This is a genomic window from Paracraurococcus lichenis (assembly GCF_030657435.1).
Taxonomy (GTDB): Bacteria; Pseudomonadota; Alphaproteobacteria; order Acetobacterales; family Acetobacteraceae; genus Paracraurococcus; species Paracraurococcus lichenis.
In genome coordinates, this window is sequence record NZ_JAUTWS010000022.1 from 67,033 (window position 1) to 93,139 (window position 26,107).

A 26,107-nucleotide genomic window follows, 5' to 3' on the forward strand; every position below is an offset into this window, starting at 1 on the left:
GATGCGGAAGATCGTTCTGGGCACAAGTGCCTCCATGTGCCCGGCTTGGGCGACGTCACCTCCTTGATGGCCTCCGCAGCAGGGATCCGACGCGGGATATCTGCGCCAGCGGCCGAACCAGCCGAGCAATCTCTCGGCCCCCAGTACCGGGGCTGCACGACCAAGCCGGTGGCGCCTGCGGGGCGGCGAACGATGATCGGCAGCAGGTCCGCCGGATAGCAGCCGAGCCAGGCCGCACGCCCGCAACGCCGGGCGCCGCGGCAATGCCCTCCACGGCGCTCTCGTCGCAGCCCTGGTCGTGCGACGTGCCCCCGTCACCCCGGATCCCGTCAAGAACCGGTTCGATTATCAGCGGACGAGCGCTCATATCGCTGCCGTGCTCGATCAATTGGCCGGCGGCCATATCAGCAGTCGCATCGACTGATTACTGCTCCGGAACTCCAGACCACGCCGTCGGGCCGCACAGATTGTCTGTCACCCACTCGATTTCCGGCTTCCGTCCGACTCTTGGAAATCGATGCGGATTGACACGATATGTTGGAACGTAATATCAACTAAGGAAAGAAATTGGTGGTAGAATGTTTACGCTTTTCAAGCGCGGACGTCCCGTCGCGACTGCGCCGGGCCCTGGTGCGCTGGCATCCAGGATCGCCAACTTCCCCGTCGTAAGCTGTGACGTATTTGACACCGCTCTGGTGCGTCTCCTTGCCCGGCCGGAGGACGTGCACCTGGCGACCGGCGCTCGGGCCCGGGCCCGGGGGCTCACGACGTTCGCAGCCGCGGCATTCCGCGAATATCGGGTCGAGGCCGAACGCTCAGCCCGCGCCGAGGTCGAGGCCGAGGGTCGGGACGAGGTCACTATCGCAGAGATCTACGGGCGCTTCCTGCAATGGGGGCTGGTCGGGGACCGTGGTGAAGCGGAACAACTCGCCAAGATAGAACTGGCGACGGAGCACAGCGTATGCCGGGCGGCAGCGGCCCTGAGGATGGCGGTCATGGGCCGCGCGGCGGGCCAGAAGCTGATCTTTGTCTCTGACAGTCCATTGCCGGGCGCCTGGATCGAAGAACTGCTCCGGAAGAATGGCTATGAGAGGGATTTCGAAGTCTTCTCCTCTGCGGATGCAGGTCTCAGCAAGCACTCAGGGCGGTTGTTCCCCTTCGTGCTCAACAGGATCGGCTGCACGGCGCGGGAAGTCGTCCATCTCGGGGACAACCCGATAGCGGATGTCGCTCGCGCTGAGGCCCACGGCATCACGGCAGTGCACATCCCACAGCGCGGCAGGCCCCCGGAGGCCGATCGCCTGGCCGGTGCCTCCACCGCCGTGCGGCTGTTGCACAGCCATCGGCGCTCATTGGCCGTGCAACAGTCCCGTCAGGACAGTGATGGCCGGCACGCCGAGAAGGGCGCTGCCCCGGAGAGGGATGCCATCGACATTGCGCGCTACGGGACGATCCTGCTGCTTGGCTATACCCTTTTTGTGCTGTCCGAGGCGCGCAAGCGCGGCATCGACCGGGTCTACTTCGTCGCACGAGATGGCTACCTGCCCTGGCAAATCGCTCAGCGTCTCGCCCCGCGTCTTCTTCCGGGAGCACGGCTCCACTACTTGTATGCATCACGACGCGCGGTCGTCTTGCCGGCCCGCATGAACGATCTCGCATGGGTGGCGGGCGAGATCGCCGGCAGCCTGAGCGGCCAGACCCTCGATACGGCGTTCGATGTGATCGGCACCGCCCGGGAGCAAACCGCTGCGATGCTCCGTGAACTCGGAATGGACCCCTCGATGCGCTTGGGGCAGGGGGCAGGTCAAGCCGAAGTGCTCAGATTGCTCGAGGGCCAGCGGGCCTTCTTCACCGCGCGCATGGCCGAACGCCGCGCAGCCCTGCTCGCCTATCTCCGCCAGTCCGGCTTCCTGGAGCCTGGTCCGCGGATCGTCGCCGACATCGGCTGGCGGGGTTCCATCCAGGAAGCGCTGCAGATGTCAGGCGGGTTGCGTCCTGACGAGGTGTTCGGCTGCTATGTGGGGCTCTGGCCGAACGCACTGCGGGAAAGGCTCAATCCCGGGAATGCCGCCGGCTACTTGTTCGCATTTGGGCATCCCCGCTCTGCCATGGACGTCGTGGCGGATGGCTATGCCGTGCCCGAACTGTTCTTCTCGGCGCCACACGGGTCCACCATCCAGTACGAGATGGCCGGCGAGATCGCGCACCCCAACCTGGCCGTGGAGCAGGAGCCAGGCGCTTCCAGCCGACGGCGCGCATTCGAGGTAATCGAGCGGGAGTGTCTGGCCGAGATCGAGATGCTCGACACCATCCTCGATGGTGCCTGGGAGGACGGCGTCGATCCGTGCAGCGCGCTAGTGGATCTCGAGCAACTGTTGACGCGTCCGACGGCCGAACAGGTCAAAGCCATAAATCGGGTTCCGTTCATCTCCGGTATCAACGCCGAACGGATCACGGCCCTCGTCAATCCTGTCCCGTTGCACGAATGGGTGCTTTGGCCGCAGAGGACGCTTCGCAGGATCGGGAGGTCGCCTTGGCGCGGCGGCACTGCCCGGGCGAGCCTGCCTTGGCCAATCCCCTCCATGACGTACCGGGACCTGGAGCACCGGGCCCGATGGCTGTTTCGCCGCCTCGGCCGATCCGTCGGATGACATGCCGGGATCTGCATTGCCAGGCATCCTGGCCGCTGCGCAGGACGTCAGGCCAGGCGGATTTCGTCGACGGGCAGGTAAGCCCATGTTCCCTGTCTTCGAATGGGTTTCAGTTGATCCGGGCAGCGCTCCGCGATCGGCCGCCGGGTCCGCCGCTCCTGCGCCGGCGAGAGGGGCTTCTGCTTGCCCGGTCGGCGACCACGACGCCTGGCCTCCAGCGCCGCGTCCCCCAACTGCAGCGCCGCCCCGACCCACTCGCCAAGGAAGCGGCGGTTCACGCCGACCGCGGCCGCGGCCTCGACCCGCATACTGCCGGCTTCGACCACGGCAACCGCCACCCGGCGGCGCCATGCCTGGGTGGCCGGATCGGGCTTGCGGAAGTCACGATGGAGCGCCACGCCTGAACCATCGCACGGCACACAGCACCATGAGACCTGTTCGGTAGCCGGCTTGGTCAGATCGTCATTCCCGGATCGCTGCTCGATGCCCGTATGACCAAGCGTGGTCGTCGCTGCCTTCTGCCGTGCCGATGCACGCAGCCTCGCCGCGGCGCCGGGCGGGGCCTGCCCAGCGACGCCGCACGATGAGGCACCTCCGGCCCCGATGTCTCGCGCATTCATCCGGCACATCGGCTTTGATGCGGACGGCCGCACTGCTTGCGGGTCAGGCAACATCATGAACTCTCTCCTGAGCCGTCTTTCCATTCGTGCCAAGCTCGCCACCGTCATGGGCAGTCTGGGCCTGCTTCTGCTCGCCTTCGCCGCGCTGGGCTTCACCACCAGCCTGCGGGACAGCAACGCCTCCCGGCTCGTCGTCTCGATGACGAGCATCGGCGAGCAACTCTTCGAGGCGATGCTCTCCGCCCGCCTCGAGCGCGGGGCCCTGCTGGGCGGCCTCTCCTCCGATGCCCCTGCCGATGTGGCGCTCCGGGACCGCATCGGGACCGCCCGCCGCGCCTCGGACGAGGCGCTCGCGCGTGCCATGGCAGAGCTGGCGGTCGAGGGCACCGCCGTGGCCCCCGTGGCGGAACGCCTCGCCCGCGCCAGGGATGGCGTCGCCGCACTCCGCTCGCAGATCGACGCCGCGCTCGGGCTTCCCCGCGCGCAGCGGCCGGCGGAGGCTGCGGCGGAGGCCCCTCGCGCCACGCAAGCCTATCTCGACGCCCTGATCGCCGCCCATGACGAGGTGATCGGCCGGGTCCGCCTGATCAGCAACCGCGTCGACGAGACCCTAGCCGTCAAGTACGACGCCTGGGCGGCCCGGCTCGCCGGCGGGCTGATGACGCTCCATGTCGAGGGGGCCCTGGCGCGCGGCGGCACCCTGCAGGCTGCCGACATCGTGGCGATGGCCGAGTTGCGCGGCCGCGCCTCAGGCGCCTGGGCGCGTATCAACGCCGCCGCGGCCAGGCCAGGCCTCGGAGAGACGCTCGTGGCAGCCATCCGCCGCGCGAACGAGGTGTTTCCCGCCGCCTTCGTCGCCCACCTCGATGAGGTGGCAAAGAGCCTGGAGGCGGGGCGGCCCACGATGACGCTGGTCGAGTTGCAACGGCGGAACACCACGATGCTGAACTCCGTCGCCGATGTCGTCCGCGCCAGCCTCGGGGAGGCCGTGGGCATCGCCCGTGCCGAGGCGGAGTCCCGGCAGCGCGCATTGCTCGTTGATGGCGTCACGCTCGGCTTCGCCGTCGCGCTGCTGGCGATCGGGCATCTGGTCGTCACCCGCGACGTGACGGGCCCCATGGCCCGCATGGCCGACCAGGTCGGCCGCATTGCTGGCGGGGACCTCCAATTGGCCGTCGAGGGAACCGGCCGCGGGGACGAGGTCGGCACGCTCGCCCGCGCCGTCGAGGTGTTCAAGCGCAACGCCGCGGACCGCATGAGGCTGGAGGAGACGAGCGCAGCCGACCAGGCGGCGCGGCTGGAGCGGGCCGAGCGGCTGGCAGCGCTGCTGCACGGCTTCGAAGGCAAGGTGCGCCACACGGTCGAGGCGCTGGGCGGTGCAGTGCGACAGCTCCAGGGCACCGCCCGCAGCATGGCCGGCACTGCCGAGGGCACCCTCTCCCAGGCCGGCGCGGTCACCTCGGCCGCCGAGCAGACCAGCGCCAATGTGCAGACGGTCGCCGCCGCCGAGGAGCTCTCGGCCTCCATCGCCGAGATCACCCGCCAGGTGGCGCAGTCCTCGAAGGCGGCCGGCCAGGCGGTGGACGAGACCCGCAGGACCGACGAGGTGGTGCATAGCCTGGCCGAGGGCGCGCAGAAGATCGGCGAGGTCATGCGCCTGATCACCGACATCGCGGCCCAGACCAACCTCCTGGCGCTCAACGCCACGATCGAGGCGGCCCGCGCCGGCGAGGCCGGCAAGGGCTTCGCGGTGGTCGCCGGCGAGGTCAAGAACCTCGCCGCCCAGACCGCGCGGGCCACCGAGGAGATCGCCGCCCAGATCGGGGCGATGCAGTCGGCCACCGGGGATGCGGTCGGTGCGATCCAGGCGATCAGCGCCCGCATCGGCGAGGTCAGCGAGATCGCCTCGGCCATCGCCGCGGCCGTCGAGGAGCAGGGCGCGGCCACCGCCGAGATCGCCCGCAACGTGCAGCAGGCCGCCCAGGGCACGCAGAACGTCACCGGTGCCATCGGCGGGGTCAGCCGGGCAGCGTCGGAGGCCTCCGCCGCTTCCGGCGAGGTGCTGGCCTCGGCCGAGGAGCTCTCCCGACACGCCGGCAACCTCGACCAGGAGGTCGGCGGCTTCCTGCGCGACGTCGCTGCCATCGAACCGGGCGCCCGCGACCGCTGCGCGGCATAGGGCCCGCGGCGCGGGCGGCCTGACATCGCCACGTCGCCGGAATCACACCTGCCGCATGCCGGTCAGGGTCAACCCGCGAGAGGAGCGCACTGTCCCGCCCATTCGGGCCGGCAAGTGCGTCGGGGATGTCTCCGGCCGATTGCATCGGGCCTGCAGGCCACCTGCGGCCGCGGAGTACGTACAGGTTGCCCGCGTGCGGATCACGCCCGGGCGCCTGCTGCACCTGCGGAGCCAGCGCGTGCATCCCACGACGCAAGCGGTATGGCCGGCGGCCAGCCGGACGTGCACGCCAGTCGGAACCGGGATCATCCGCGCAGCACCGCCACCACGCGATGCAGTGCCGCGGCGCTGACCACCTCCGTCACCCGTACCGCCCTGCCGTCCGGCAGCAAGATCCCGATGCGGCCGTCCGGCTCGTCGTCCGCGTCGCTCCCCGCCGTGCGACATATCGGTGCCGACGTCGCCGCTCCAACCGGGTGATGATCCCCATCCCCGCCCTCCGTCCTTCGGCGCTCCAAGGAACGCCCGAGGGCAGGGTCCCGAAGGACACGGCGCCCGTCCTCGCCCGCAATCGCAAGCCGAACACTGGCCCCGACCCGACAGCCTGAATGGGGCCGGCTTCAGCAGCGGAGGTTGTGCCCCTTCACTTCGGCGGCTGCCTCACCGCACCAATCGGTCGCACGAAGGCTTCCGCGTTCCAGGTGCAGTAGCGCAACTGGATGCCCCGGGTCCCGCCGGTCCGGCGCAGGAGCACCTGCACGCCATGCTGCGGCAGCCGTTCCAGGGCCAGGGCGACATTCCGCGCCCCGACATCGTTGTTCCCGCTGAGACCGATCAGGGTCGAGGCGCCGCCGAAGATCTTGGCGCGCAGATCCTCGACCCGGCAGCCGATGGCCACCATCCGCTTCAGCAGCAGATCGATGGCGACATCCCCGTAACGCGGGCCGCCGCCGCCGGGTGGGGACTCCGGCAGGACGAAATGGTTCACCGCGCCGATATGCAGCCGGCAATCCCAGAGGCAAACGGCAACGCAGGAGCCAAGGATGGTCGTGACAAGGGAAGGCCTTGCCGCGCAGTGGATCTCACCCGCGTGCAGGAATCGCTGCGGTATGACGGGGTCACCGAGCCAGATCACATGCGGCCCCGGACGATCTCCGCGGCGAGCTGCTCGAGCGGCAAGATGCGGTCGACGGCACCCCGCTGGATCGCCTCCTTCGGCATGCCGAAGACGACGCTCGTCGCCTCGTCCTGCGCCACCGTGAGGGCCCCGGCCTCATGCATCTCCTGCATGCCGCGGGCGCCATCGTCGCCCATGCCGGTCATGATGATGCCCACGGCATTGGCGCCGGCATATTGCGCCGCCGACCGGAACAGCACGTCGACCGAGGGGCGGTGGCGGGACACCAATGGCCCGTCCTTCACCGAGACATAGTAGCGCGCGCCGCTGCGCTGCAGCAGCATGTGCCGGCTGCCCGGCGCGATGAGCACCCGCCCGCGCAGGACGGAATCGCCATCGGCCGCTTCCTTGACCTCCATGGCGCAGAGCGTGTTGAGGCGCTTGGCGAAGGCGGCGGTGAAATTCTCGGGCATGTGCTGCACCACGACGATGCCCGGCGCCGAGGCGGGCAGCGCTTCCAGCACCACCCGCAGGGCCTCCGTGCCGCCGGTGGAGGCGCCGATGCAGATCACCGCCTCGGTGGTCTGCGCCATCGACTTGCGCGGCGTCGCCCGGGGCAGCACCGCGTCGGCGGTCAGCTTCTCCTGCACCGGCCGGCGCGTGCTGCCGGCCGCGCCGCCGGCGCCGTTCCGCCGCGGCCGTGCCCGTGCCGCCGCCTTCACTGCGTCGCAGATCCGCATGCGCGATTCCAGCAGGCCCTGGCGCGTATCGAGGCGCGGCTTCTCGATCACCTCGACCGCCCCGGCCTCGAGCGCTTCCAGCAGCGTCTCGCTGCCCGGCCCGGCCAGCGAGGAGCAGATCACCACGGGGATGGGATGTTGCGCCATGATCTTGCGCAGGAAGGTCACCCCATCCATGCGCGGCATCTCGACGTCCAAGGTGATGACGTCCGGGCATTCCTGCTGGATGCGGCGGGCCGCCACGAAGGGGTCCATCGCGCTGCCGATGACCGTGATCTCGTCGTCCGAGTTCAGGATTTCGGTCAGCGCGTTCCGCACCGTGGCGGAATCGTCGACGATGAGGACGCGGATCTTGCCAGCCATGGATTCGTCCGGATCAGGTCAGGAGAACGGGAAGACAGGGGGTCAGAGGCGACGGAAGACCGTGGGCGCCACGGGACGGAGAGGTACGCTCTGGCCGGCCAGGGATTCGGAATGGCCGAGGACGAGATAGCCGCCGGGCACCAGATGGTCGCAGAGCCGCTCCAGCACCCCGTTCTGCGTCGGCTTGTCGAAATAGATCAGCACGTTGCGCACGAAGATCACGTCGAAGTCGCGCCCCATCGGATAGCTGTCATCCATCAGGTTCAGGCGCTGGAACTGCACGAGGCGCCGCAATTCGGGCACGACCCTCACCAGGCCCTGGCCGGGCGTCTTGCTGCGCAGCAGGTAGCGTTGCCGCATGGGCGCCGGGATCGGAGTCGCCATGGCTTCCGGATAGATGCCGAGCGCCGCGGTCCGCAGCACCCGGGTGGAGATGTCGGTGCCGAGGATGGATATCTCGAAGGGTGCGGTGCGGGCAGCGAGGTCGGTCAGCACCATCGCCAGGGTATAGGCCTCCGCACCGGTGGAACTGGCCGCGCTCCAGACCTTCAGCACCGCGCCTCTGCCCGGCCGCTTCCAGGGCGCCAGCTCCGGCACCGCCTTCTCCGCGAGGTAGCGGAAATGCTCGGGCTCGCGGAAGAACTCGGTCTTGTTCGTCGTCACCACATCGATGAGCGAGAGCGTCTCGAGCTCGAGCCCGTTCCGTTCGAAGAGGTAGTTGCAGTAGTCCGCCAGGTTGGCGCAGCCGGCGGCGGCCACCCGCTTGCGCAGGCGCCCTTCCAGCATCGTCTTCTTCGTCGCCGGCATCTTGATGCCGGCGTAGTCCTCGATGAATTTGGCAAGACGGCGGAACTGGCTGTCGCTCAGATGATCGAGCTGACCCGTGCTCCGCTCGGCGCTCGCCGTCTGGCTCATGGCTCAGTACCGCTCGAAATCGGCGTCATGGGCATCGGGGCCCGGGCTGAGGTCGAGGGCGACGCCGCCGCCGGCCGCGGCGCGCTGCTGGCGCGGCGCGGGCGCCGGCGCCGCGGGCCGGCGCTGCGGGCGCGGCCGGCCATTGGCCTGCAGGGCGTCGTGCAGGCGCACCACCTGGACCCGCGTCGCCGGGTGCTGCGGCGCCGGCGCCGCCGAGGGACGCGGCGGCGGCGCGCCGCCATCGACCCGGAAGAAGGCGATGCTGGACTGCAACTGCTCGGCCTGCGCCGCCAGCTCCTCCGAGGTCGCCGACATCTGCTCCGAGGCCGAGGAGTTCTGCTGCGTCACCTTGTCCAACTGCTGGATCGCCTGGTTCACCTGCTCGCCGCCGATGTCCTGCTCGCGGCAGGCCGCGCTGATCTCCTCCACCAGCTCCGCCGTCCGCTTGATGTCGGGCACCAGCCGCGCCAGCATCGTCCCGGCCTCCTGCGCCACCTTCACCGTCGCCGAGGACAACCCGCTGATCTCGGCCGCCGCCGTCTGGCTGCGCTCGGCCAGCTTGCGCACCTCGGACGCCACCACCGCGAAGCCCTTGCCGTGCTCGCCAGCCCGCGCCGCCTCCACCGCCGCGTTCAGCGCCAGCAGGTCGGTCTGCCGCGCGATCTCCTGCACGATGGTGATCTTCTCGGCGATCGTCTGCATCGCCTGCACCGCACGGCCCACCGCCTCGCCGGTCAGTTGCGCATCGGACGAGGACTGCCGCGCGATCTTCTCGGTCTGGCTGGCATTGTCCGCCGTCTGCTTGATGTTCGCCGCCATCTCCTCCATCGAGGCCGAGGCCTCCTCCGTCGAGGAGGCCTGCTCCGTCGCGCCCTGCGACAACTGCTGCGCAGACGCCGAGAGCTCCTGGCTGCCGGACGACACGTTCTCCGCCGCCGCCAGCGTCTCGCCGACGACGGAGCGGAGGCGGCCGATCATGGCGTTCAGGTGCTGGACCAGGTCGCCCACCTCGTCCTGGGACGGCTTCTCGACCGTGCGGGTGAGGTCGCCTTCGGCCACCGCCTGCGCGAGTGCCCCGGCACGGCGCAGGTTGCGGCTGATGCCGAGCGCGATGACGGTACCGGCGATGATCGCCAGCAGGGTCGAGCCGGCCGCGATGCCGACCAGCCAGTTGCGGGCAGCCACGTATTGCCTGTCGGCGCCCTGCTGAGCTTCCTGCATGAAGCCCTGGTTCAGGCTGACCACCTCTCCCAGGATACGCTGTGCCTCGGCCGTGGCGTCACGCCCCTCGCCGAGCGAGAGCCGGATTGCATCCCCCTTCGAGTCCTGGCGCCCGAGTTCGAGCACCCGCTGGTGGATGGGCAACCAGGCGTCCATGCTGCGGGCGATCTGCTCCGGCAGGGCGCGATCCGGCGCTGGGAGCACGCCACGCAACTGTTCGCGCAGCCTGCTCAGTTCGGCCAGCATCGAGTCCTGGGCCTGCTGGTACCGCTTCATGTCGTCATCGGTGGTGGCGAGGATGAAATCGGCTTCCGCCCGCAATACTTCCTGCAAATGGCCATAGATCCGCTCCGCGAGGCGACCGGCATCGCCCTGGCGGTCCGCGAGCTGGCGGAGCATGGCGAGCGCCGGGGCAAGCGCCGCCACCCCGTCGCGCTGGGACATGTCGCGTGCAGCGACGATGGTGTTCCGGGTCGCCTGCGTGCGGATGCGGTCCTGCGCGGCGAGATATTTCTGCCAGGCCGCATTGAAGGCATCGAGCTTCTGCCGACCCTGAGGCGAAGCGATCATCTTCCACCGCTCGACCAGGTCGGTCACCGCCTTGTTCCGCTCCTGCATCTCGCGGACTTGCCGCTCGATCGTGGCAGGATCATTGGCTATGACGAGGTTCTTCTCGGTCCGAACCGCGTTGTTGACGGCGATAACGATGTCCTTGACGAGCAGGGACCGCTGCACCGGACCATCCACCAGCTCGCGCATGGTAGCGTTCACGGTTCCCAGGCTTTCGATGCCCAGCGCCGCGGTGGCGGCGGAGAGCAGGATGATGGTGCCGAAGGCCATCCCGAGCCGGGCCTTCACGGTGATACGCATGGTGCTGAGCTCCTGGTCACGCCCGGCGGCCGCGCCTCGGGCATCGTTCGGCAGTTCGGGCGGGTCAGGCAGGCACGGCTTCGGTGCCCCGCAGCAGGTGCGGGACATTGAGGATGATGACGAATCCCTCGTTGCGCCGGCCAACGGCGCAGACATGGTCGGAGCGCCAGGCACCGCCCATGTCCGGCGGCGGCTCGGCACCGGGCGGGTCGAGGGCGGTGATCTCGAAGACCCGATCCACGACCAGTCCGGCGACGAGCCTGCCGCCATCGCCCGGCACGTCGAGCACCAGGATCCGGCTGTGTTCCGTCGCCGGCACCCGCGGCAGGCCGAGCCTGGTCCGCAGGTCCATCACCGGCACGCTGCGGCCGCGCACATCGATGAGGCCGAGGATCCAGGCCGGCGCGTCCGGCAGCTTCGTCACCCGCCGCGTGTCCAGGATCTCCAGCACCATCTCCACCGGGACGGCGAAGACCTCGTTCTCGATGCCCAGCGTGACAAGCTGGGCGGTCGCGGTCGGGCGCTCCTGGCTCATGGCTCAGTACCGCTCGAAATCGGCGTCGTGGGCATCGGGGCCCGGGCTCAGGTCGAGGGCGACGCCGCCGCCGGCTGCGGCGCGCTGCTGGCGCGGCGCGGGCGCCGGCGCCGCGGGCCGGCGCTGCGGGCGCGGCCGGCCATTGGCCTGCAGGGCATCGCGCAGGCGTACCACCTGGGCCCGCGTCGCCGGGTGCTGCGGCGCCGGCGCCGCCGAGGGACGCGGCGGCGGCGCGCCGCCATCGACCCGGAAGAAGGCGATGCTGGACTGCAACTGCTCGGCCTGCGCCGCCAGCTCCTCCGAGGTCGCCGACATCTGCTCCGAGGCCGAGGAGTTCTGCTGCGTCACCTTGTCCAACTGCTGGATCGCCTGGTTCACCTGCTCGCCGCCGATGTCCTGCTCGCGGCAGGCCGCGCTGATCTCCTCCACCAGCTCCGCCGTCCGCTTGATGTCGGGCACCAGCCGCGCCAGCATCGTCCCGGCCTCCTGCGCCACCTTCACCGTCGCCGAGGACAACCCGCTGATCTCGGCCGCCGCCGTCTGGCTGCGCTCGGCCAGCTTGCGCACCTCGGACGCCACCACCGCGAAGCCCTTGCCGTGCTCGCCAGCCCGCGCCGCCTCCACCGCCGCGTTCAGCGCCAGCAGGTCGGTCTGCCGCGCGATCTCCTGCACGATGGTGATCTTCTCGGCGATCGTCTGCATCGCCTGCACCGCACGGCCCACCGCCTCGCCGGTCAGCTGCGCATCGGACGAGGACTGCCGCGCGATCTTCTCGGTCTGGCTGGCATTGTCCGCCGTCTGCTTGATGTTCGCCGCCATCTCCTCCATCGAGGCCGAGGCCTCCTCCGTCGAGGAGGCCTGCTCCGTCGCGCCCTGCGACAACTGCTGCGCGGACGCCGACAACTCCTGGCTGCCGGACGACACGTTCTCCGAGGCGGCGAGGATCTCCGACACCACGCCCCGCAGCTTCTCCAGCATCCGCTCCAGGGCCAGGGCCAGCCGGTCCTTGTCCGACTGCGGCGACACGCGGGCAGTCAGGTCGCCATCGGCGATCGCATCCGCCGTAGTTGCCATGCTGCGCAGATTGGCGGTCATGCCGTTCAGGGCATCGACCAGGTCGCGCACCTCGTCATGGCTCCTGACCTCGATCTTCTGGTCGAGGTCGCCGACCGCCACCGCATTGGCCAGCGCCACCGCCTTGCCGAGGCCCCGGCTGATGCCGAGCGCGATGGCGAAGGCGGCGCCGGTCGCCAGCAGCAGCATGGCCATCATGGCGGTGATCAGCATGGTGCGGGAGGTGTCGTAGGTCTCCGCCAGGCCCTCGATGGTGGTCCGCAGGCGCGTCTCGTTCAGCTTGACCACATCCTCGAGCTGCTGCTGCGCCTGCCGGACAATGTCGCGTGCCTCGGTGGCCGAGAGCTGGGCCGCTTGCCGCTTGGTGTCATGCTTCGCCAGGTCCAGCACCCTCTGCTGGACCGGCAGCCAGGCGTCGATGGCACGGCCGATCTGGTCCGCAGTCGCGCGGTCGGCCTCCGGCAGCGCCCGGCGCAGGGCCTCGCGCTGGGTGGCGACGTCGCTCAGCGCGGCGGAGAGCTGCTGCGAGAAGCGGCGCTGGATCGCCGCATCCGTGGCGGAGACCAGGTCGGCCTCGGCCCGCAGCGCTTCGTGCAGGCGAAGCTGGAGCTGCGTCGCGGCCCGTTCGGCGGGCGCGGCCGGTGAGCGCTCCCGCACCTGCTGCAGCGCCGCAAAGGCCGGCGCCAGGCTGACCAGGCCCTCCTGCTGCGACAGGTCGCGCGCCTGCTGCAGGGCATCGCGAGAGGCGAGTTCGCGGATGCGGTCCTGCACGGTCACGTAGCGCTGCCAGAGGCCGTTGAAGACCTCGATCTTCTGGCGCCCTTCCGGCGATGCCACTTGGAGCAGCCGGTCGCGCGCAGTAAGGACCTGTGGCCGCAGATCCGTGATCTCCTTGACGAAGCGGTCGATCATCTCTGGCGATGAGGCGATGACCAGGTTCTTCTCCGCCCGTACCAGCAGCAGCAGGTTGCTGTAGATGTCCTTGGCCAGTTGCATCCGCTGCACCGGCCCCTGCACCATCTGCTCGACCTCCTCATTGAAGGCGGACAGCTTGCTGATGCCGAGGCTGGTCGCGGCCACCCCCAACAGGATGACGGCGCCGAAGGCGCCGGCGAGCTTGGCTTTGATCGTGAGACGCATGGGGTGCTCCGGCGGGCGGCTCAATGGGCGGGTGAGGGAGGAGGCTCGGACAGGGCGCTGGCGAAGATGCGCGGGGGATCCAGCACGATGATGAAGTCGTCGGCGCGCTTGCCGATGCAGCGGACATGCTCGGGCCGGCAGCGCAGGCCGAGCTTCGGGGTCTGGGTCAGCGCGGTGGCCGCCAGCTCGGTCACCTCGTGCACCTTGTCGGCCAGGATGCCGACGATGCTTGAGGTGCCGTCGAGCTCGATATCCATGACGATGATGCGGGAATCGATGGTCGGCGGCCCCTGCTCCAGGCCGAGCCTGAGGCGCAGATCGGCCAGCGGCACGACCTTGCCGCGCACATTGATCAGCCGGTTGACGAAGGGCGAGGCATTCGGCACCTCCGTCATCGGCCCGAGATCCAGGATCTCGCGCACATACTGCGTCTCCAGGGCGAAATGCGTGCCCTGGAGCTCGATGGTGACCACCCGCAGGGGGTTGGTCGTGTCCTGCCCGGTCATCCGCCGCGTCTCCTCAGGCCGCACTCAGCAGGCCGGCCTCGTGCGCCTGGCCGAAGGCGACGAGCTGGGCGATGTCGAGGATCAGGGCGACGCTGCCATCGCCCAGGATGGTGGCGCCGGAGAACATCGTCGCGTCGGCATGCAGCTTGGAGAGCGACTTGATGACGGTCTGGTGGTCGCCGATCACCTGGTCGACGACCAGCCCGACATGCTGCTCGCCGGAGGAGACGATGACCGCCTTCGGGAAGAGCTCGGTGGCCGGGGCGCTGGCGAAGACTTCCCGCAGCCGCAGGAAGGGCACGAGCCTGCCGCGGATGTTGAGGAAGTTGCAGCGGTCCTGCCGGTGCTCCGCCTCGGCCGACAGTTCTACGCATTCCTCGACGGCCGAGAGCGGGATGACGTAGCGGCCCTGGCCGACGCGGACCAGCAGCCCGTCGATGATGGCGAGCGTCAGGGGCAGGCAGAGCGTGATCTCCGTCCCCTGCCCCAGCGTGCTGGTGATGTCGATGCTGCCGCGCAGGCCCTCGATCGTGCGCCGGACCACGTCCATGCCGACGCCGCGGCCGGAGAGGCTGGTGACCTGCTGGGCGGTGGAGAAGCCGGGCTCGAAGATGAGCTGGAACAGCTCGCCCTCGGTGAGCTTCTGTCCGGGCACGATCAGCCCGCGTTCCTCCGCCCGGGCGCGGATCCGGGCCTGGTCCAGGCCGCGCCCGTCGTCGCGGATGGAGATCTGCACCTGGGCGCCGGCGTGCCGGGCGGAGAGATGCAGGCGGCCCGCCCTGGGCTTGCCGGCGGCAGTGCGGCCCTCCGGGGTCTCGAGCCCGTGGTCGAGCGAGTTCCGGATCATGTGCACCAGCGGGTCGGCGAGACGCTCGATCATCGTCTTGTCGAGCTCGGTCTCCTCGCCGGTCGTCACCAGCTCGATATCCTTGCCGAGCTCGCGGGCGGTGTCGTGGACGAGGCGGCGGAAGCGGTTGAAGAGCTGGGCGATGGGGACGGTGCGCATCCCCATGGTCGTGTCCCGCAGCTCCAGGGCCAGGCGCTCCAGCTCCTCGGCGACCGAGCGAAGCTGCATGTCGGTGCTGGCGGCGGCGACCTGGCGCAGCCGGGACTGCGCGATCACCAGCTCGCCCACGCGGTCCATCAGCTCGTCCAGCCGCTCGGCGGGGACGCGGATGCTGTAGGTGTTCTTCGCATCCTCGCGGCGCGGCGGCGGCTCGGCGGCTTGCCGGGGCGCGGGCTCGGCAGCGGTCGGCGCGGGCGGACTGGCCGGCGGGGCCTCCGGCTGCGCGGCGGCGGGCGGCGTCTCGCGCAGCGGCTTCAGCTCGAGCGTCATGTCGTCGAGGACGAAGAGGAACACCTCCTCGATCGCCGCGCGCGGCCGGTCGGTGTGCAGGACCACCTCCCAGGCAATGTGGCAGTCGCTGGGCTGCAGGTCTTCCAGCGGCGGGATGTCCTGGGTCCGCGCCACCACCGTCGCGGTGCCCATCTCGCGCAGCTCGTCGAGCAGCAGGAGCGGGTTGGTCCCCATCGCCATGGCATCGCGCGGCAGGCGGATGCTGATCTGCCAGGCGCCCGGCGCCTCCTCCTCCTGCATCGCAGCCGGCATGGCCGCGGCACCGGCGGCGCCGACATGCTCCAGGATCTGCTGCAGGCCGGCGAGGATCGCGGCTTCCTCTGGCGTTCCCGCGGTGGCGGTGCCTTCCAGCAGACCGCGGATATGGTCCTTCGCGGCCAGCGCCAGGGCGATCAGTTCCGGCGTCGCGGCAATCCTGCCCTTCCGCACCTCATCGAAGGCATTCTCGACATGGTGCGTGAAGGCCGCCACCTTCTCGAAGCCGAACATCGCGCCCGAGCCCTTGATGGTGTGCAGGGCGCGGAAGGCGCTGTCGATCAGCTCCATATTGCCGGGCATCTGGTCGAGGTCGAGGAGCGCCTGCTCGAGCTGCTCCAGCAGGTCCTGCGCCTCCTGCCGGAAGGTCTCGGCCGGATCGGCACTCATGCCCCGAGGACCTTCCGCACCACGCCGACGAGCTGCTCCTGCTGGAAGGGCTTGGTGATCCAGCCGGTGGCGCCCGCCGCCTTGGCCTGGGCCTTCAGCGACGCGTCCGATTCCGTGGTCAGGAAGATGATCGGCACGCCGCGATAGGCCGGCAGCTTGCGCAGCTCCTGGATCAGCTGCAGGCCGTTCATGACGGGCATGTTGAGGTCGGTGACGACGAGGTCGGCCTGCCGCTCCTTCGCCTGCTTCAGCCCCTGGGCGCCGTCGCCAGCTTCCATGACCTGATAGCCGGCGCCCGAGAGGGTCATCTTGACCATCTGGCGGAGGCTCGCGGAGTCATCCACCGTGAGAATGAGCTTGGCCATTGCCGTTCAGTCTTTCAGCCAGGACGAGGAGGGGTCGGCGAAGCTGCCGTCGTCGTGCAGGATTCCCGCCTGCAGCAGGACCTGCGTGAGGGATGGCGGAAGGGGTTGCACCATGCGGCAGGTCTTGCCGCTGGCGGCGGCACTGCGGCGGGCGGCCAGCAGCATCTGGACGAAGCAGAGATCGGCCTGGGGCGCCTTCCGGCAATCGATCTCGATGCCCTGTCCGGCCGCCAGCGCCTCGCATAGCCGCGCGTGCAGCGTCTCGGCATGGCGGATCGTCAGCTCGCTCTCCAGGACGAGGCGGGCGACCGGCACGGCGGCTGCGACGGCATTCTCCGGGTTCATGGGGGGAAGGGGCTCCGAAATCCGCTCTATTTTTCGCATAACGCTAAAAAGGTCAAACAAATTTGAGTGCGGCGGTGCCTCGATCTTTCTCGCACGCCCGGAACCTAAATAATGCGAAATTGTAATCTCATGCGGAGGCACGGGACTCGCTGCCCTTGCACCTCTAGGTGAAAGGCTCTACGCCCCGCTATCCCTGGAAAAACAGGTGTTTACACCTGCTTCTGAACAGCATTATAGATATTTTCGCACACATTGCCAGCCTGCGATGCCGCCTCGGCCGCGGATCCCGATCGGCCGCATCGAGGCACCGAAACCTTTCAGGAAATTTTGCGCAAATGGTCCGACTGCGCTAGGGTCTAGTGGATACGGCAAATTTTCGCAGGACCCTTCATGATCAGTGCCGCCGACGAGAACGGTCTGACGGACATGGCCTCGGCCCTCCGGGCGGTCGCGGCACCCCTGGAGCGCGACTTCGCCGAGGTCGGCGGCCGCCTGGCCCGCTCCGACCAACTGCTCGGGAAGGTCATCGCCCGATCCGAGTCCCTGGTCGACGAGTTGGGCGGCACGGCGCTGGCGGATGCGACCCGGGGCCTCCGCTCCGTCGCGGAGCAGGTCCCGCAGCTCGCCTGCGCCCTGCGGGAACGCCAGCAGACGATCAGGCGGCTGGAATCCCTGGTCACGAATGTCCGGCAGCACGCGTCGCAGATGGCCAATACCATCCGGACCATCGGCATCCTGGCGATCAACGCCCGCATCTCCGCCGCCGGCCGCGGCGTGATCAACACCGAGTTCGCGGTCTTCACCAACGAGGTCTTCCGGATCTTCGAAGCATCGCGCAGCAGCCTGGAAGGCTTCGGCCGCGACCTGGCCGGCTTCAGCAGCCTGGTGCTGGAATCCGCCGCCAGCCAATCGGCCAGGACGGGGCCCGAGGCGGGAGCCGTGGACAGCATTCCGCGCACCCTGGGCGACGACGCGGCGGCGATCAGCCAGCGCTGCGCCGCCGGTGCCGTCACCTCCCAGGCCATCCGCCAGCGCTCCACCCTCGTGCAGGAGAAGGTGTCCAGCGCGGTGATGGCGCTGCAGATCGGCGACACCACCCGGCAGCGCGTCGAGCATGTGGCCGAGGCGATGGAAGCCACGCAGGGCCTGCTCTCCGGCCCCGTCCCGCCGGTCGAGGTCGCGCCGGCGCAGCGGGGCATGGTCCTGGCCCTCGCCGGCCGCCTGGAGGTCGCCTTGCTGAACGAGGCGGCGGACGACTTCGAGGCCGAGAGCCGGCGCGTGTCGCAGGCGCTGCGCGGCCTCGCCGCCGATGCGGAGGATATCTGCCGGATCGGCGCCGGCGCGCTGGGCGCGGCCGGCGAGGACGTCTCCCTGTTCCTCGGGAAGATCGAGGCCAGTGTCGGCGAGGCCGCCGAGCTGCTGCAGCACTTCCAGACGGCCTACGAGGATTCGGAGACGCTGGCCGCCTCCGTCGCTCAGGCAGTGGCGAAGCTGGTGGCCCAGATCCGCACCGTCAGCGTCCTGGAAGCGGAGCTTCGGCTCATGGGCCTGAACATGGTGCTGAAATCCAACCGCCTCGGCGATGCCGGGCGGGTGTTCCGGGTCGTCGCACAGGAACTGCGCGCCTGCGCCGATCAGACGACCGTCAGCGCCGCCGACATACGGGACGGCCTGACCGAGATGGAAAGGGCCGCCGCCGCTCTCGCCCCATCGGCAGGCGCGGCGAACCCGGGCATCGCCGAGGTTGCCAGGACGCTGAAGCATTCCATGGCGAGCCTTGCCGCCACCACCGGCGCCGTCACCTCGATGCTGACAGAACTGCGCCTGGACAGCGAGGCGCTCGGCGAGGCGTTGAGCGAGGCGGCAGAGCGGATCGAGGGCACGGGCATCGCCGCGGTCATGCGCCAGACCGCGGCGCGCACCGGCGTGCTGGCGGCCGGGCCGATGCCCCATGGAGAGGAGCTGGAGGAGATCAGGAACATCCTGACCCTGACGCTGCCGGCAAAATACACCATGGCCAGCGAGCGCGAGACGCATCGGCGCCTGCTCGGCGGCGCCGCCCCTGCCCTGCCCGAACCGGAGCCCGCCGGCAGCCTCGAGGATCTGCTGTTCTGATACGGGCGGCCGCACGGATCCCGCCAGGCGACTGCCGCCGGAACGGGAGGTCCACCGCTGGCCTGCCGAGGCCTGGGGCGCGTCGCGGTCGCGCGACGGTTGCCATGGCGCCGGCGGCTGTCCTGGCCCCCGTGCGCGGCGCCGAGGCGTGGTCCGCGCGACGCGCCCCCGCCCCCTATCCCGGCCCCATGCCCGGCCCCATGCCCGGCCCCATACCCGGCAGGCCATCGGGAATTTGCATTTCCAAAGGTTGAAACCCCGGCCCACCATCCTTCCGTTGCGCAGGCCGGCACGCAACCAGCGTGATCACCAATCGGCCAGGGGTCAGGAGCACCTTATGCTTCGGCAGATCGCCGGTCGTTACGAGATACGCAAGGAAATCGGTTCGGGGGCATCGGCCAAGGTCTACGAAGCCTTCGATACCGGCGCCCTGCAGCGGCTCGTCGCGGTCAAGGTGTTTCAACTCCGGATGCTCGGGGACGCCGCGGCGCAGGAGGAACATGCGCGGTTCCGTCAGGGCGCCCGTGCCGCCGGCGACCTCTTTCATCCCAACATCGTTTCCGTCCTCGATTTCGGCGAGGACAACGAGTGCGCCTGGATCGTGATGGAACTGGTCGACGGCGAGACCCTGCGCGCGCTGCTCGACCGCGGCGTGCGCCTGGACACGCCGGCGATTGTCCAGCTCATGGGCCAGATCCTCAGCGCGCTCGGCTACACCCATTCGCGCGGCGTCGTGCACCGCGACATCAAGCCCGAGAACGTCATGCTCACCCGCGACCGGGTGGCGAAGATCACCGATTTCGGCATCGCCCGCATCGAGGACGCCTCGATGACGGTGGTCGGCACCATGCTGGGCTCGCCGGCCTACATGGCACCGGAGCAGGTGCTGTGCGAGCCTGTCGATCACCGCGCCGACCTCTGGGCCGCGGGCGTCATCCTCTATCAACTGTTGACCGGGGAACGCCCTTTCGAGGGCAGCCGCACGACGGTGGGGCACAAGGTGCTCTATGCCGAGCCCGTGCTGCCCTCGCGGACGCGCGCCGCGGTGCCGCTGCAATTCGATGCCGTGGTGGCGAAGGCCCTGGCCAAGCAGCCGGAGATGCGGTTCGGCTCCGCCGCGGAATTCGCCACCGCCTTGCGGGACGCGGCCGCGCAGGTCGGACCCCAGCCGGCCGCGACGGGGGCGGAGCCGCCGCTCCCGCGACGGGGCCCCGCCGCGGAGGAGCCGGGCCGTGACGGAGCGCGCACGAGGCCGCCGCCCGCGAGCCGTCCCCGTCCGCCGCGCCGCCCCCAGCCCGCCCCCTGGCTCATGCCGGTCGCGGTCGGTGGCATGGCCGTGATGCTGGCCGTGGGCGCGGTGGTGTTCGGCCTGCCGGCGGAGCGCAGGGCCGAGCCGTCCGGGCCCTCGGCGGAGCTTCCGCCCTCGAGCGGACCGGCCCTACGCCCGGATCCCGGCCCGCAGGGGGTCCCGCCGGAGGCCGACAGGGCGCCAAGCTTCGCCGAGCGCGAGCAGGTGCCCCAGCCGCTTGCGCCAGTGCCGCGTCCGCCGGTGCCGGATCCGGCGCCGGTCCCCATGCCCCTGCCGGAGCCACCCCTGCCCGCCGTGCCGCAGAGGCCAGACTATCGGCCGGCGGCGGCCGAGGCGCTCGGCGCGTTCCGCTGCGGCGTCGTCGCCTCCGTCGGCACGGTGGACAGCGTCGCGCTGCGTGGCTTCGCCCCGATCGCGGAGATCCAGGCGGCACAGCGCAGCCTTGCCGCGGCGGGCGTGCCGGCGGCCGCGTCCCGGATGCAGGTGGACACCATCGGCAGCCATTTCTGCCGGATGCTGGCGGCGGCGCGACCCTTCATGGAGGACGAGCCCAACTGGCAGGCCGGGCTCGATGGGCCGAGCCGCCTTGCTCCCGGGCAGGCCCTGCGCGTGCGCGTGGAGCTTCCCGACTGGCCGGCGCATGTCTATCTCGACTTCCTGCAGGCGAACGGCCAGGTGGCGCATCTCGCGGCCTTGCCGCAGCGGCATCCTCCGCGCACTCGCCTGCTGCTGACCGACCCGCGTTGGGTGCTGGACCAGATGCCGGCGACCGAGTTGCTCCTCGTCGTCGTCTCGGAGCGGCCGCTCTTCGCGCGCCCGCGCCCTCAGATGTTCGAGCGCCTGGACGAATTCGCCCAGGCGCTCGGTCCCGCCCTGCGGGCCGCGCAGGAGAACGGCGGCCGCGTCTCCGCGCAGGCCTTCGTCGTCCAGACCGTGCCACGGTAGGGTCCGGATGCGCCGCCTCGCCCCGCTGCTTGCCCTCGCCCTGCCGCTCCTCCTGCCGACCCCGGCGAAGGCGCCGCTCGATCCGAAGCAGTTCTCTGAACCCCGCCCTTCTGAACCCCGGCCGCCGAAGCCCGCTCCCCCGCCCGGCGCAGGCGGGTCCAAGCCAAGGCCGAACAGCGAGCCGTCAGGCGGTCCGCCGCCGACGCCGCCCGAGCAAGTCCCGGGACCGACCGCGCCCAGCGAGCCTGGCTGGGCCTTCGACGCGCGCTCCGGCTGCCAGCTCTGGGCGCCCGAGGTGACCGCGGACACCACGATCACCTGGTCCGGCCGCCGCTGCAGCCGAACCCCGGCAAGCGGCGAGGGCGAATTGCAGATCTGGTCCGGCGAGCACGTCGTCGCCCAGTACAATGGCACCTTCTCCGGCGGCCGCCTGACCGGGCAAGGTCTGCGCATCGCCGCCAATGGCGACCAGCTTGAGGCGCCCTTCGTGGAGGGACGCGCCCAGGGCCAGGGCACGCTGCAGTTCCGTGATGGCCGGCGCTACGAGGGGATGTTCCGTGCCGGCCGCTTCCACGGCCGCGGCACGCTGGCCGAGCCGAGCGGCGCGCGATACGAGGGAGGCTGGGCGGAGGGGCGGCGGTCCGGCACGGGGGAACAACTCTATGCCACCGGCGCCCGCTACAAGGGCGGCTGGCAGGACGACCAGCCAAATGGCACCGGTTCCATGCTCTATGCCAATGGCAACACCTACGACGGCAGTTGGGCGGCCGGCAAGCGTGACGGAAAGGGGACCTTCCGCTGGTTCGAGCCGGGCCGCGCGGGCATGTATGTCGGCGAGTGGCGGAACGACCGCAGGCAGGGCGCGGGCGTAGAAACCTTCTACGCGGAGAACGGCGTCTATGACGGCAGCTATGTGAACGACCGGCCGCAGGGCCGCGGCACCTATGTCTTCGCCGGCCGCGACCGCTACGACGGCGAGGTGGTCAATGGCTGCATGCGCACCTCCTGGCGCACCATCGGCATTGGCCGGCCGGATGCGGAGTGCCGCTGAAGCATTGCCGCGGCGGCCCGCCCCGGTCCCATTCCCGGCGGGTTCCGGAGAGGAGCGATGGTCGTGTCGGCTGGCGCGCTTGCGACGGCCGTGAACGCCGCCGCAACCGCCGGGACCTGCGCCGCGGTGGCGCTGCAGGGGCGCGGCTTCACGCCCACGACACCCCCGCGGGCGGCATCGAGACCCCACCCCAGCCGCCAGGTCCGCTGGCCGCCCCCGCTCTGCACCGCGGCCGAAGGCGGATTTTCCATCACCGCCATGGACGCTACCACAAGCCCGACCAGGCCACGCACCGCACCGGTCCATCTGGCGCAGACGACATCCACACCGGGGCCGCCGCGCATACTCGCAACACCGATCCCGCCGTCACCGAACCCGGCTGTCGTACTGGAACGCAGAAGGTCCCGCGGGGACGGCCACGGTGCAGCCGGGGCCAGCCGGCTTTACGACCCGGCCGCCGGCATGCGAGGCTTCCGGTCAAAATCCCGGGGAGGGGGTCTTGCAGGATCGCCGCGCGACCCGTCGCGCGGGACCTGCCCGGCAACTCCGACCCGCGCCGGGATCGGCCGCGCCCCGCGGGGCCGTGCCGCGCTGCAGACAGGACGGGGAGCCCCGCCCGCAGGACCTGACGGAGGACGCAAGAATGGATGGCATGACCAGGCCCGAATGCCCCTGGACCCGCACGGCGGAATCCCTCGGCAATTCCGTCGAGCTGCAGCACGTGAACCTGCGCGTGCCCGATCAGCTCAAGGCCACGGCCTTCTACATCTCGGCGCTGGGGCTGACGCGCGACCCCTATCTCGTGACCGGCATCGACAACATGTGGGCCAATGCCGGCGTCAGCCAGTTCCACCTGCCAACCGGCCCGGCGCAGCGGCTGCGCGGCACGGTCGGCCTGGTGCTGCCGGACCGCGAGCAGCTCCTGCACCGGCTGCAGACCGCCCGGCGCTGGCTGGACGGCACGATGTACGCCTTCGAGGAGCGGGAAGACCATGTCGCGGTCACCTGCCCCTGGGGCAACCGCATCCGCTGCCACGGCCCGGACGCCGACCGCTTCGGCCGCATCGTGCTCGGCATGCCCTATGTCGAGTTCGACGTGCCGCCGGACACGCTGGACGGCATCATCCGCTTCTACCGGGAGATCGTGGCGGCGCCGGCCGCGATCGAGAACGGCGTGGCCCGCGTCCTGGTCGCGCCCGGCCAGGTCCTGACCTTCCGCGAGACCGATGCGCCGCAGCCCGCCTATGACGGCCACCACATCCAGCTCGCCTTCGTCGATTTCGGCGGCGTGCATGCCCGGCTGTCCGAGCGCGGCCTGATCAGCCAGGAGGACAGCCAGCACCAGTACCGCTTCATCAAGGTCGTCGATCCCGACAACGGGCGGCTGCTCTTCGAGGTGGAGCACGAGTGCCGGTCGGTGACGCATCCGCTGTTCATGCGCAAGCTGGTGAACCGCAATCCGGCCGTCACCAACACGATCTACGCGACGGGCCAGGAGGCGATGGCCTGGACCATGCCGCCGGCCTGAGGCGCGCGGCGGGGTGGCGCGCCGCCCCGCCTACAGTCCCAGATACACCTTCCGCACCAACTCGTTGTCCTGCAGCGCCGCGGCGGACTCGCCTTCGAACACCATCTTCCCATGGGCGATGACATAGCCGCGGTCGGCGATGCGGACGGCCTGGTGGAAGTTCTGCTCCGCCATCAGCACCGTCAGGCCGAGCCGCCGCTTCATCTCCGCGATCATCTCCATGGTGCGGGCGACGAGGATGGGGGCGAGGCCGACCGAGGGCTCGTCCACCAGCAGGATGCGCGGCGCCGACATGACGGCGCGGCCGAGCGCCACCATCTGCTGCTCGCCCCCGCTCATGCTGCCGACGAGCTGCGTCCGGCGTTCCGCGAGGCGGGGGAACATCTCGAGGCAAAGCGCGAGGTTCTCCGCCATCCGCTCCCGCGCCGCCGGCCGGTAGGCGCCGAGGCGGAGGTTCTGCTCCACCGTCAGGCGCGGGAAGAGCCGCCGCCCCTCCGGCACCAGGACGATGCCGAGCTCGACCACCTGCTCCGGCGAGAGGCCGGCAAGGTCGGTCGCGCGGCCGTCGAGGACCGCGCGGATGCTGCCGGCGCTGGGCTTCACCTGGCCCATGATGCTGCGCATCAGCGTGGTCTTGCCGTTGCCGTTGGTCCCGAGCAGCACGACGGTCTGGCCGGAGGGGACGGTCAGCGTCACGTCCTCCAGCACCCGCACCGCGCCGTAGCCGGCATCGATGCCGCTGATCTCCAGCGCGCTACTGCTTGCCAAGATAGGCCCCCTCCACCTCGGGCAGCGCCAGCACCTCGCGCGGCAGGCCGTCGGCGATCTTGCGGCCGGCGACGAAGACGATCAGGCGCTCGGAGAACTCGGTCACCGCGCGCATAATGTGCTCGATCATGATGACGGCCGTGCCGGCGGCATTCAGCCGCCGCAGCAGGTCGAGGATCTGGTCCACCTCGGCATGGCTGAGGCCGGCCATGGCCTCGTCGGCGATGAGGAGCTGCGGCCGGAGCGCGATGGCCCGCGCCAGCTCCAGCCGCCGCTGCTCGACCTGGGTCAGCTCGCGCGGCAGCTTGTCCGCCTTGGCGGCCAGCTCGACCTGCTCCAGGCACTCCATCGCCCGCGCGGTGGCATGCGCCGCCTCCCCGGCAAAGAGCAGCGGCACGCGGACATTCTCCAGCACCGAGAGGCTGTTGAAGGGCTGCGGCAATTGGAAGGTGCGGGCGAGGCCGAGCCGCGCCCGCCGGTGCGGCTTCAACCCGTTCAGTTTCTGGCCGCCCAGCGTCACGCTGCCGTCATGCGCGGCGAAGTCGCCGCTGATGCAGTTGACGAAGGTGGACTTGCCGGAGCCGTTGGGGCCGATCAGCCCCAGCCGCTCGCCCGGGCGCAGCGCGATGTCGACGCCCTGCAGCGCGGTGAAGCCGCCGAAGCGCTTGCCGACGCCCCGGGCCTCGAGGAGGACGGCACCGCTCATCGCCGGCGGAACCAGCCCATGATGCCGCGCGGGAAGAGTGCCACGAAGACCACCAGCATCCAGCCGACGATCCAGAGGTTGAGGGCGGAGGAGATGGTCACCGTCGCCGCCTGCTGCAGCGTCGCCAGCAGCACCGCGCCGATGACCGGGCCGAGCCAGGTGCCCGCGCCGCCGATCAGCGGCATGGCGATGGAATTCACGGCATAGGCCAGGTTGAAGGCGCCCTCCGGGTTGATGTAGCCGGCATAGAAGGGCAGCGGCGCGCCGGCGACCCCCATCAGCGCGCCCGAGAGCGTGCAGGCCAGCAGCTTGAGGCGCAGCGTCGGCACGCCCACCGCCTCCGCCGCGCGTTCGTTGTCGCGGATCGCCTGCAGGCCCCGCCCGAGGCGCGAGAATTCCACCATGCGGCCGATGCCGACGGCGAGCACGGCGAGGACCAGCATGACGACGAAGATGTATTCGCCATAGCTGGCGAAGCCCGGCAGCGTCGCGGGGCGGATGATGTAGGCGCCGCGCGAGCCGCCGACATAGTCCCAGTTCACCACCAGCGTCTGCAGCACGACCGCGAGGCAGAGGGTGGCGATGGAGAAATAGACCCCGCGCAGCCTGAGCGTGAGATAGCCGGTGCCGAGGCCGAGCAGCCCCGCGGTGACGGCGCCGCCGATGATGCCGGGGATGACGCCGAGGCCCATCGACTCGTAGAGCACGATGGAGGTGTAGGACCCCGCCGCCATGAAGCCGGCCGCGCCGAAATTCACGTAGCCGGCATAGCCGCCCAGGATGTTCCAGGCGGCCGAGAGCACGACGTATTGCAGCACGAAGTAGCCGGCGTACCAGCCGTATTCGTTGCCGACCAGCCGCAGCGCGACGGCGAGCGCGACGGCGATGCCGAGCGCGCCGAGCCAGTAGGTTAGGTGCCCGCGCTCCGCCCGCAGCGCCGGCGCGGGCAGGGTCGCCGCGCTCATGCCTGCGGCCCCCTGCGGCGGCCGCAGGCATGGCGTTCCTTGCCCTCAGACGCCGGGCGCGGCCATCCGGCCGCTTG

The 26,107-nt window shown here is 70.3% G+C and carries 20 protein-coding genes; 6 read left to right on the forward strand and 14 right to left on the reverse strand.

The window, feature by feature from the left end; translation table 11 throughout:
* Window positions 1-578: 578 nt before the first annotated feature.
* Complete coding sequence (locus tag Q7A36_RS21400; protein ID WP_305105781.1) at window positions 579-2,651, forward strand: HAD family hydrolase; 2,073 nt, start codon at window positions 579-581, stop codon at window positions 2,649-2,651.
* 47 nt (window positions 2,652-2,698) lie between these two features.
* Here Q7A36_RS21400 and Q7A36_RS21405 read toward each other — a convergent pair whose 3' ends face one another.
* Complete coding sequence (locus Q7A36_RS21405) at window positions 2,699-3,328, reverse strand: COG3415 family protein (RefSeq protein ID WP_305105782.1); 630 nt, start codon at window positions 3,326-3,328, stop codon at window positions 2,699-2,701.
* On the opposite strand from Q7A36_RS21405, the gene Q7A36_RS21410 reads away from it, so the two are divergent.
* Window positions 3,327-5,450 (forward strand): methyl-accepting chemotaxis protein, encoded by a 2,124-nt coding sequence (locus Q7A36_RS21410; RefSeq protein ID WP_305105783.1) that lies wholly within the window; start codon window positions 3,327-3,329, stop codon window positions 5,448-5,450. The genes Q7A36_RS21405 and Q7A36_RS21410 overlap by 2 nt on opposite strands.
* 643 nt (window positions 5,451-6,093) lie before the next feature.
* Here the strand turns inward: Q7A36_RS21410 and Q7A36_RS21415 are convergent.
* The 10 genes from Q7A36_RS21415 to Q7A36_RS21460 all read right to left on the reverse strand — a co-directional run bounded on the left by Q7A36_RS21415 (window position 6,094) and on the right by Q7A36_RS21460 (window position 16,643).
* The gene (locus Q7A36_RS21415) at window positions 6,094-6,585 is read right to left on the reverse strand and encodes a chemotaxis protein CheD (protein ID WP_305105784.1); all 492 of its coding nucleotides are present in this window, start codon (window positions 6,583-6,585) and stop codon (window positions 6,094-6,096) included.
* Window positions 6,582-7,670, reverse strand: coding sequence for a protein-glutamate methylesterase/protein-glutamine glutaminase (locus tag Q7A36_RS21420; RefSeq protein ID WP_305105785.1), 1,089 nt, complete (start codon window positions 7,668-7,670; stop codon window positions 6,582-6,584). Before Q7A36_RS21420 ends, Q7A36_RS21415 begins: the two co-directional genes overlap by 4 nt.
* Before the next feature lie 42 nt (window positions 7,671-7,712).
* The gene (locus Q7A36_RS21425; protein WP_305105786.1) at window positions 7,713-8,585 is read right to left on the reverse strand and encodes a CheR family methyltransferase; all 873 of its coding nucleotides are present in this window, start codon (window positions 8,583-8,585) and stop codon (window positions 7,713-7,715) included.
* A gap of 3 nt (window positions 8,586-8,588) precedes the next feature.
* Window positions 8,589-10,676 carry a HAMP domain-containing methyl-accepting chemotaxis protein gene (locus Q7A36_RS21430; RefSeq protein WP_305105787.1) on the reverse strand — a complete coding sequence of 696 codons (2,088 nt, stop codon included), beginning with the start codon at window positions 10,674-10,676 and terminating at the stop codon, window positions 8,589-8,591.
* 64 nt (window positions 10,677-10,740) lie between these two features.
* A complete protein-coding gene (locus tag Q7A36_RS21435) occupies window positions 10,741-11,211 on the reverse strand; it encodes a chemotaxis protein CheW (protein WP_305105788.1) in 471 nt (156 codons plus the stop codon).
* Between the two features lie 3 nt (window positions 11,212-11,214).
* Window positions 11,215-13,425, reverse strand: a complete 2,211-nt coding sequence (locus Q7A36_RS21440; protein WP_305105789.1) for a HAMP domain-containing methyl-accepting chemotaxis protein — start codon at window positions 13,423-13,425, stop codon at window positions 11,215-11,217.
* Window positions 13,426-13,445: 20 nt separating this feature from the next.
* Window positions 13,446-13,931: a chemotaxis protein CheW gene (locus tag Q7A36_RS21445; RefSeq protein ID WP_305105790.1), complete on the reverse strand. Its 486-nt coding sequence runs from the start codon at window positions 13,929-13,931 to the stop codon at window positions 13,446-13,448.
* 13 nt (window positions 13,932-13,944) lie between these two features.
* Window positions 13,945-15,933, reverse strand: coding sequence for a chemotaxis protein CheA (locus tag Q7A36_RS21450; protein ID WP_305105791.1), 1,989 nt, complete (start codon window positions 15,931-15,933; stop codon window positions 13,945-13,947).
* Window positions 15,930-16,298 (reverse strand): response regulator, encoded by a 369-nt coding sequence (locus Q7A36_RS21455; RefSeq protein ID WP_305105792.1) that lies wholly within the window; start codon window positions 16,296-16,298, stop codon window positions 15,930-15,932. Before Q7A36_RS21455 ends, Q7A36_RS21450 begins: the two co-directional genes overlap by 4 nt.
* Window positions 16,299-16,304: 6 nt before the next feature.
* Window positions 16,305-16,643, reverse strand: coding sequence for an STAS domain-containing protein (locus Q7A36_RS21460; RefSeq protein ID WP_305105793.1), 339 nt, complete (start codon window positions 16,641-16,643; stop codon window positions 16,305-16,307).
* A gap of 390 nt (window positions 16,644-17,033) precedes the next feature.
* Here Q7A36_RS21460 and Q7A36_RS21465 point away from each other — a divergent pair, with 390 nt between their 5' ends.
* From Q7A36_RS21465 to Q7A36_RS21480, 4 genes are all read left to right on the forward strand, one after another.
* On the forward strand, window positions 17,034-18,758 hold the full coding sequence (locus tag Q7A36_RS21465) for a methyl-accepting chemotaxis protein (RefSeq protein WP_305105794.1): 1,725 nt from the start codon (window positions 17,034-17,036) through the stop codon (window positions 18,756-18,758).
* 337 nt (window positions 18,759-19,095) lie between these two features.
* The gene (locus Q7A36_RS21470; RefSeq protein WP_305105795.1) at window positions 19,096-21,012 is read left to right on the forward strand and encodes a serine/threonine-protein kinase; all 1,917 of its coding nucleotides are present in this window, start codon (window positions 19,096-19,098) and stop codon (window positions 21,010-21,012) included.
* Window positions 21,013-21,307: 295 nt separating this feature from the next.
* Window positions 21,308-22,063 carry an MORN repeat-containing protein gene (locus Q7A36_RS21475; protein WP_305105796.1) on the forward strand — a complete coding sequence of 252 codons (756 nt, stop codon included), beginning with the start codon at window positions 21,308-21,310 and terminating at the stop codon, window positions 22,061-22,063.
* Window positions 22,064-22,715: 652 nt separating this feature from the next.
* Entirely contained in the window at window positions 22,716-23,591 is an 876-nt protein-coding gene (locus Q7A36_RS21480; protein WP_305105797.1) for a VOC family protein, read from the forward strand.
* Between the two features lie 30 nt (window positions 23,592-23,621).
* Here Q7A36_RS21480 and Q7A36_RS21485 read toward each other — a convergent pair whose 3' ends face one another.
* Genes Q7A36_RS21485 through Q7A36_RS21495 form a run of 3 tightly spaced genes read right to left on the reverse strand, consistent with a single transcriptional unit; the run spans window position 23,622 to window position 26,030 of the window.
* Window positions 23,622-24,359 carry an ABC transporter ATP-binding protein gene (locus tag Q7A36_RS21485; protein ID WP_305105798.1) on the reverse strand — a complete coding sequence of 246 codons (738 nt, stop codon included), beginning with the start codon at window positions 24,357-24,359 and terminating at the stop codon, window positions 23,622-23,624.
* On the reverse strand, window positions 24,346-25,065 hold the full coding sequence (locus tag Q7A36_RS21490; RefSeq protein WP_305105799.1) for an ABC transporter ATP-binding protein: 720 nt from the start codon (window positions 25,063-25,065) through the stop codon (window positions 24,346-24,348). The genes Q7A36_RS21485 and Q7A36_RS21490 overlap by 14 nt, the downstream gene beginning before the upstream one ends.
* On the reverse strand, window positions 25,062-26,030 hold the full coding sequence (locus Q7A36_RS21495) for a branched-chain amino acid ABC transporter permease (protein ID WP_305105800.1): 969 nt from the start codon (window positions 26,028-26,030) through the stop codon (window positions 25,062-25,064). Before Q7A36_RS21495 ends, Q7A36_RS21490 begins: the two co-directional genes overlap by 4 nt.
* Between the last annotated feature and the right edge of the window lie 77 nt (window positions 26,031-26,107).

What these genes read in the sequence shown, in the direction of transcription:
- Q7A36_RS21400 (WP_305105781.1), top strand. Translation starts at nt 579, where the DNA reads ATGTTTACGCTTTTCAAGCGCGGACGTCCCGTCGCGACTGCGCCGGGC.
- Q7A36_RS21410 (WP_305105783.1), top strand. Translation starts at nt 3,327, where the DNA reads ATGAACTCTCTCCTGAGCCGTCTTTCCATTCGTGCCAAGCTCGCCACC.
- Q7A36_RS21405 (WP_305105782.1), bottom strand. Translation starts at nt 3,328, where the DNA reads ATGATGTTGCCTGACCCGCAAGCAGTGCGGCCGTCCGCATCAAAGCCG.
- Q7A36_RS21420 (WP_305105785.1), bottom strand. Translation starts at nt 7,670, where the DNA reads ATGGCTGGCAAGATCCGCGTCCTCATCGTCGACGATTCCGCCACGGTG.
- Q7A36_RS21425 (WP_305105786.1), bottom strand. Translation starts at nt 8,585, where the DNA reads ATGAGCCAGACGGCGAGCGCCGAGCGGAGCACGGGTCAGCTCGATCAT.
- Q7A36_RS21430 (WP_305105787.1), bottom strand. Translation starts at nt 10,676, where the DNA reads ATGCGTATCACCGTGAAGGCCCGGCTCGGGATGGCCTTCGGCACCATC.
- Q7A36_RS21435 (WP_305105788.1), bottom strand. Translation starts at nt 11,211, where the DNA reads ATGAGCCAGGAGCGCCCGACCGCGACCGCCCAGCTTGTCACGCTGGGC.
- Q7A36_RS21440 (WP_305105789.1), bottom strand. Translation starts at nt 13,425, where the DNA reads ATGCGTCTCACGATCAAAGCCAAGCTCGCCGGCGCCTTCGGCGCCGTC.
- Q7A36_RS21445 (WP_305105790.1), bottom strand. Translation starts at nt 13,931, where the DNA reads ATGACCGGGCAGGACACGACCAACCCCCTGCGGGTGGTCACCATCGAG.
- Q7A36_RS21450 (WP_305105791.1), bottom strand. Translation starts at nt 15,933, where the DNA reads ATGAGTGCCGATCCGGCCGAGACCTTCCGGCAGGAGGCGCAGGACCTG.
- Q7A36_RS21455 (WP_305105792.1), bottom strand. Translation starts at nt 16,298, where the DNA reads ATGGCCAAGCTCATTCTCACGGTGGATGACTCCGCGAGCCTCCGCCAG.
- Q7A36_RS21460 (WP_305105793.1), bottom strand. Translation starts at nt 16,643, where the DNA reads ATGAACCCGGAGAATGCCGTCGCAGCCGCCGTGCCGGTCGCCCGCCTC.
- Q7A36_RS21465 (WP_305105794.1), top strand. Translation starts at nt 17,034, where the DNA reads ATGATCAGTGCCGCCGACGAGAACGGTCTGACGGACATGGCCTCGGCC.
- Q7A36_RS21470 (WP_305105795.1), top strand. Translation starts at nt 19,096, where the DNA reads ATGCTTCGGCAGATCGCCGGTCGTTACGAGATACGCAAGGAAATCGGT.
- Q7A36_RS21480 (WP_305105797.1), top strand. Translation starts at nt 22,716, where the DNA reads ATGACCAGGCCCGAATGCCCCTGGACCCGCACGGCGGAATCCCTCGGC.
- Q7A36_RS21490 (WP_305105799.1), bottom strand. Translation starts at nt 25,065, where the DNA reads ATGAGCGGTGCCGTCCTCCTCGAGGCCCGGGGCGTCGGCAAGCGCTTC.
- Q7A36_RS21495 (WP_305105800.1), bottom strand. Translation starts at nt 26,030, where the DNA reads ATGAGCGCGGCGACCCTGCCCGCGCCGGCGCTGCGGGCGGAGCGCGGG.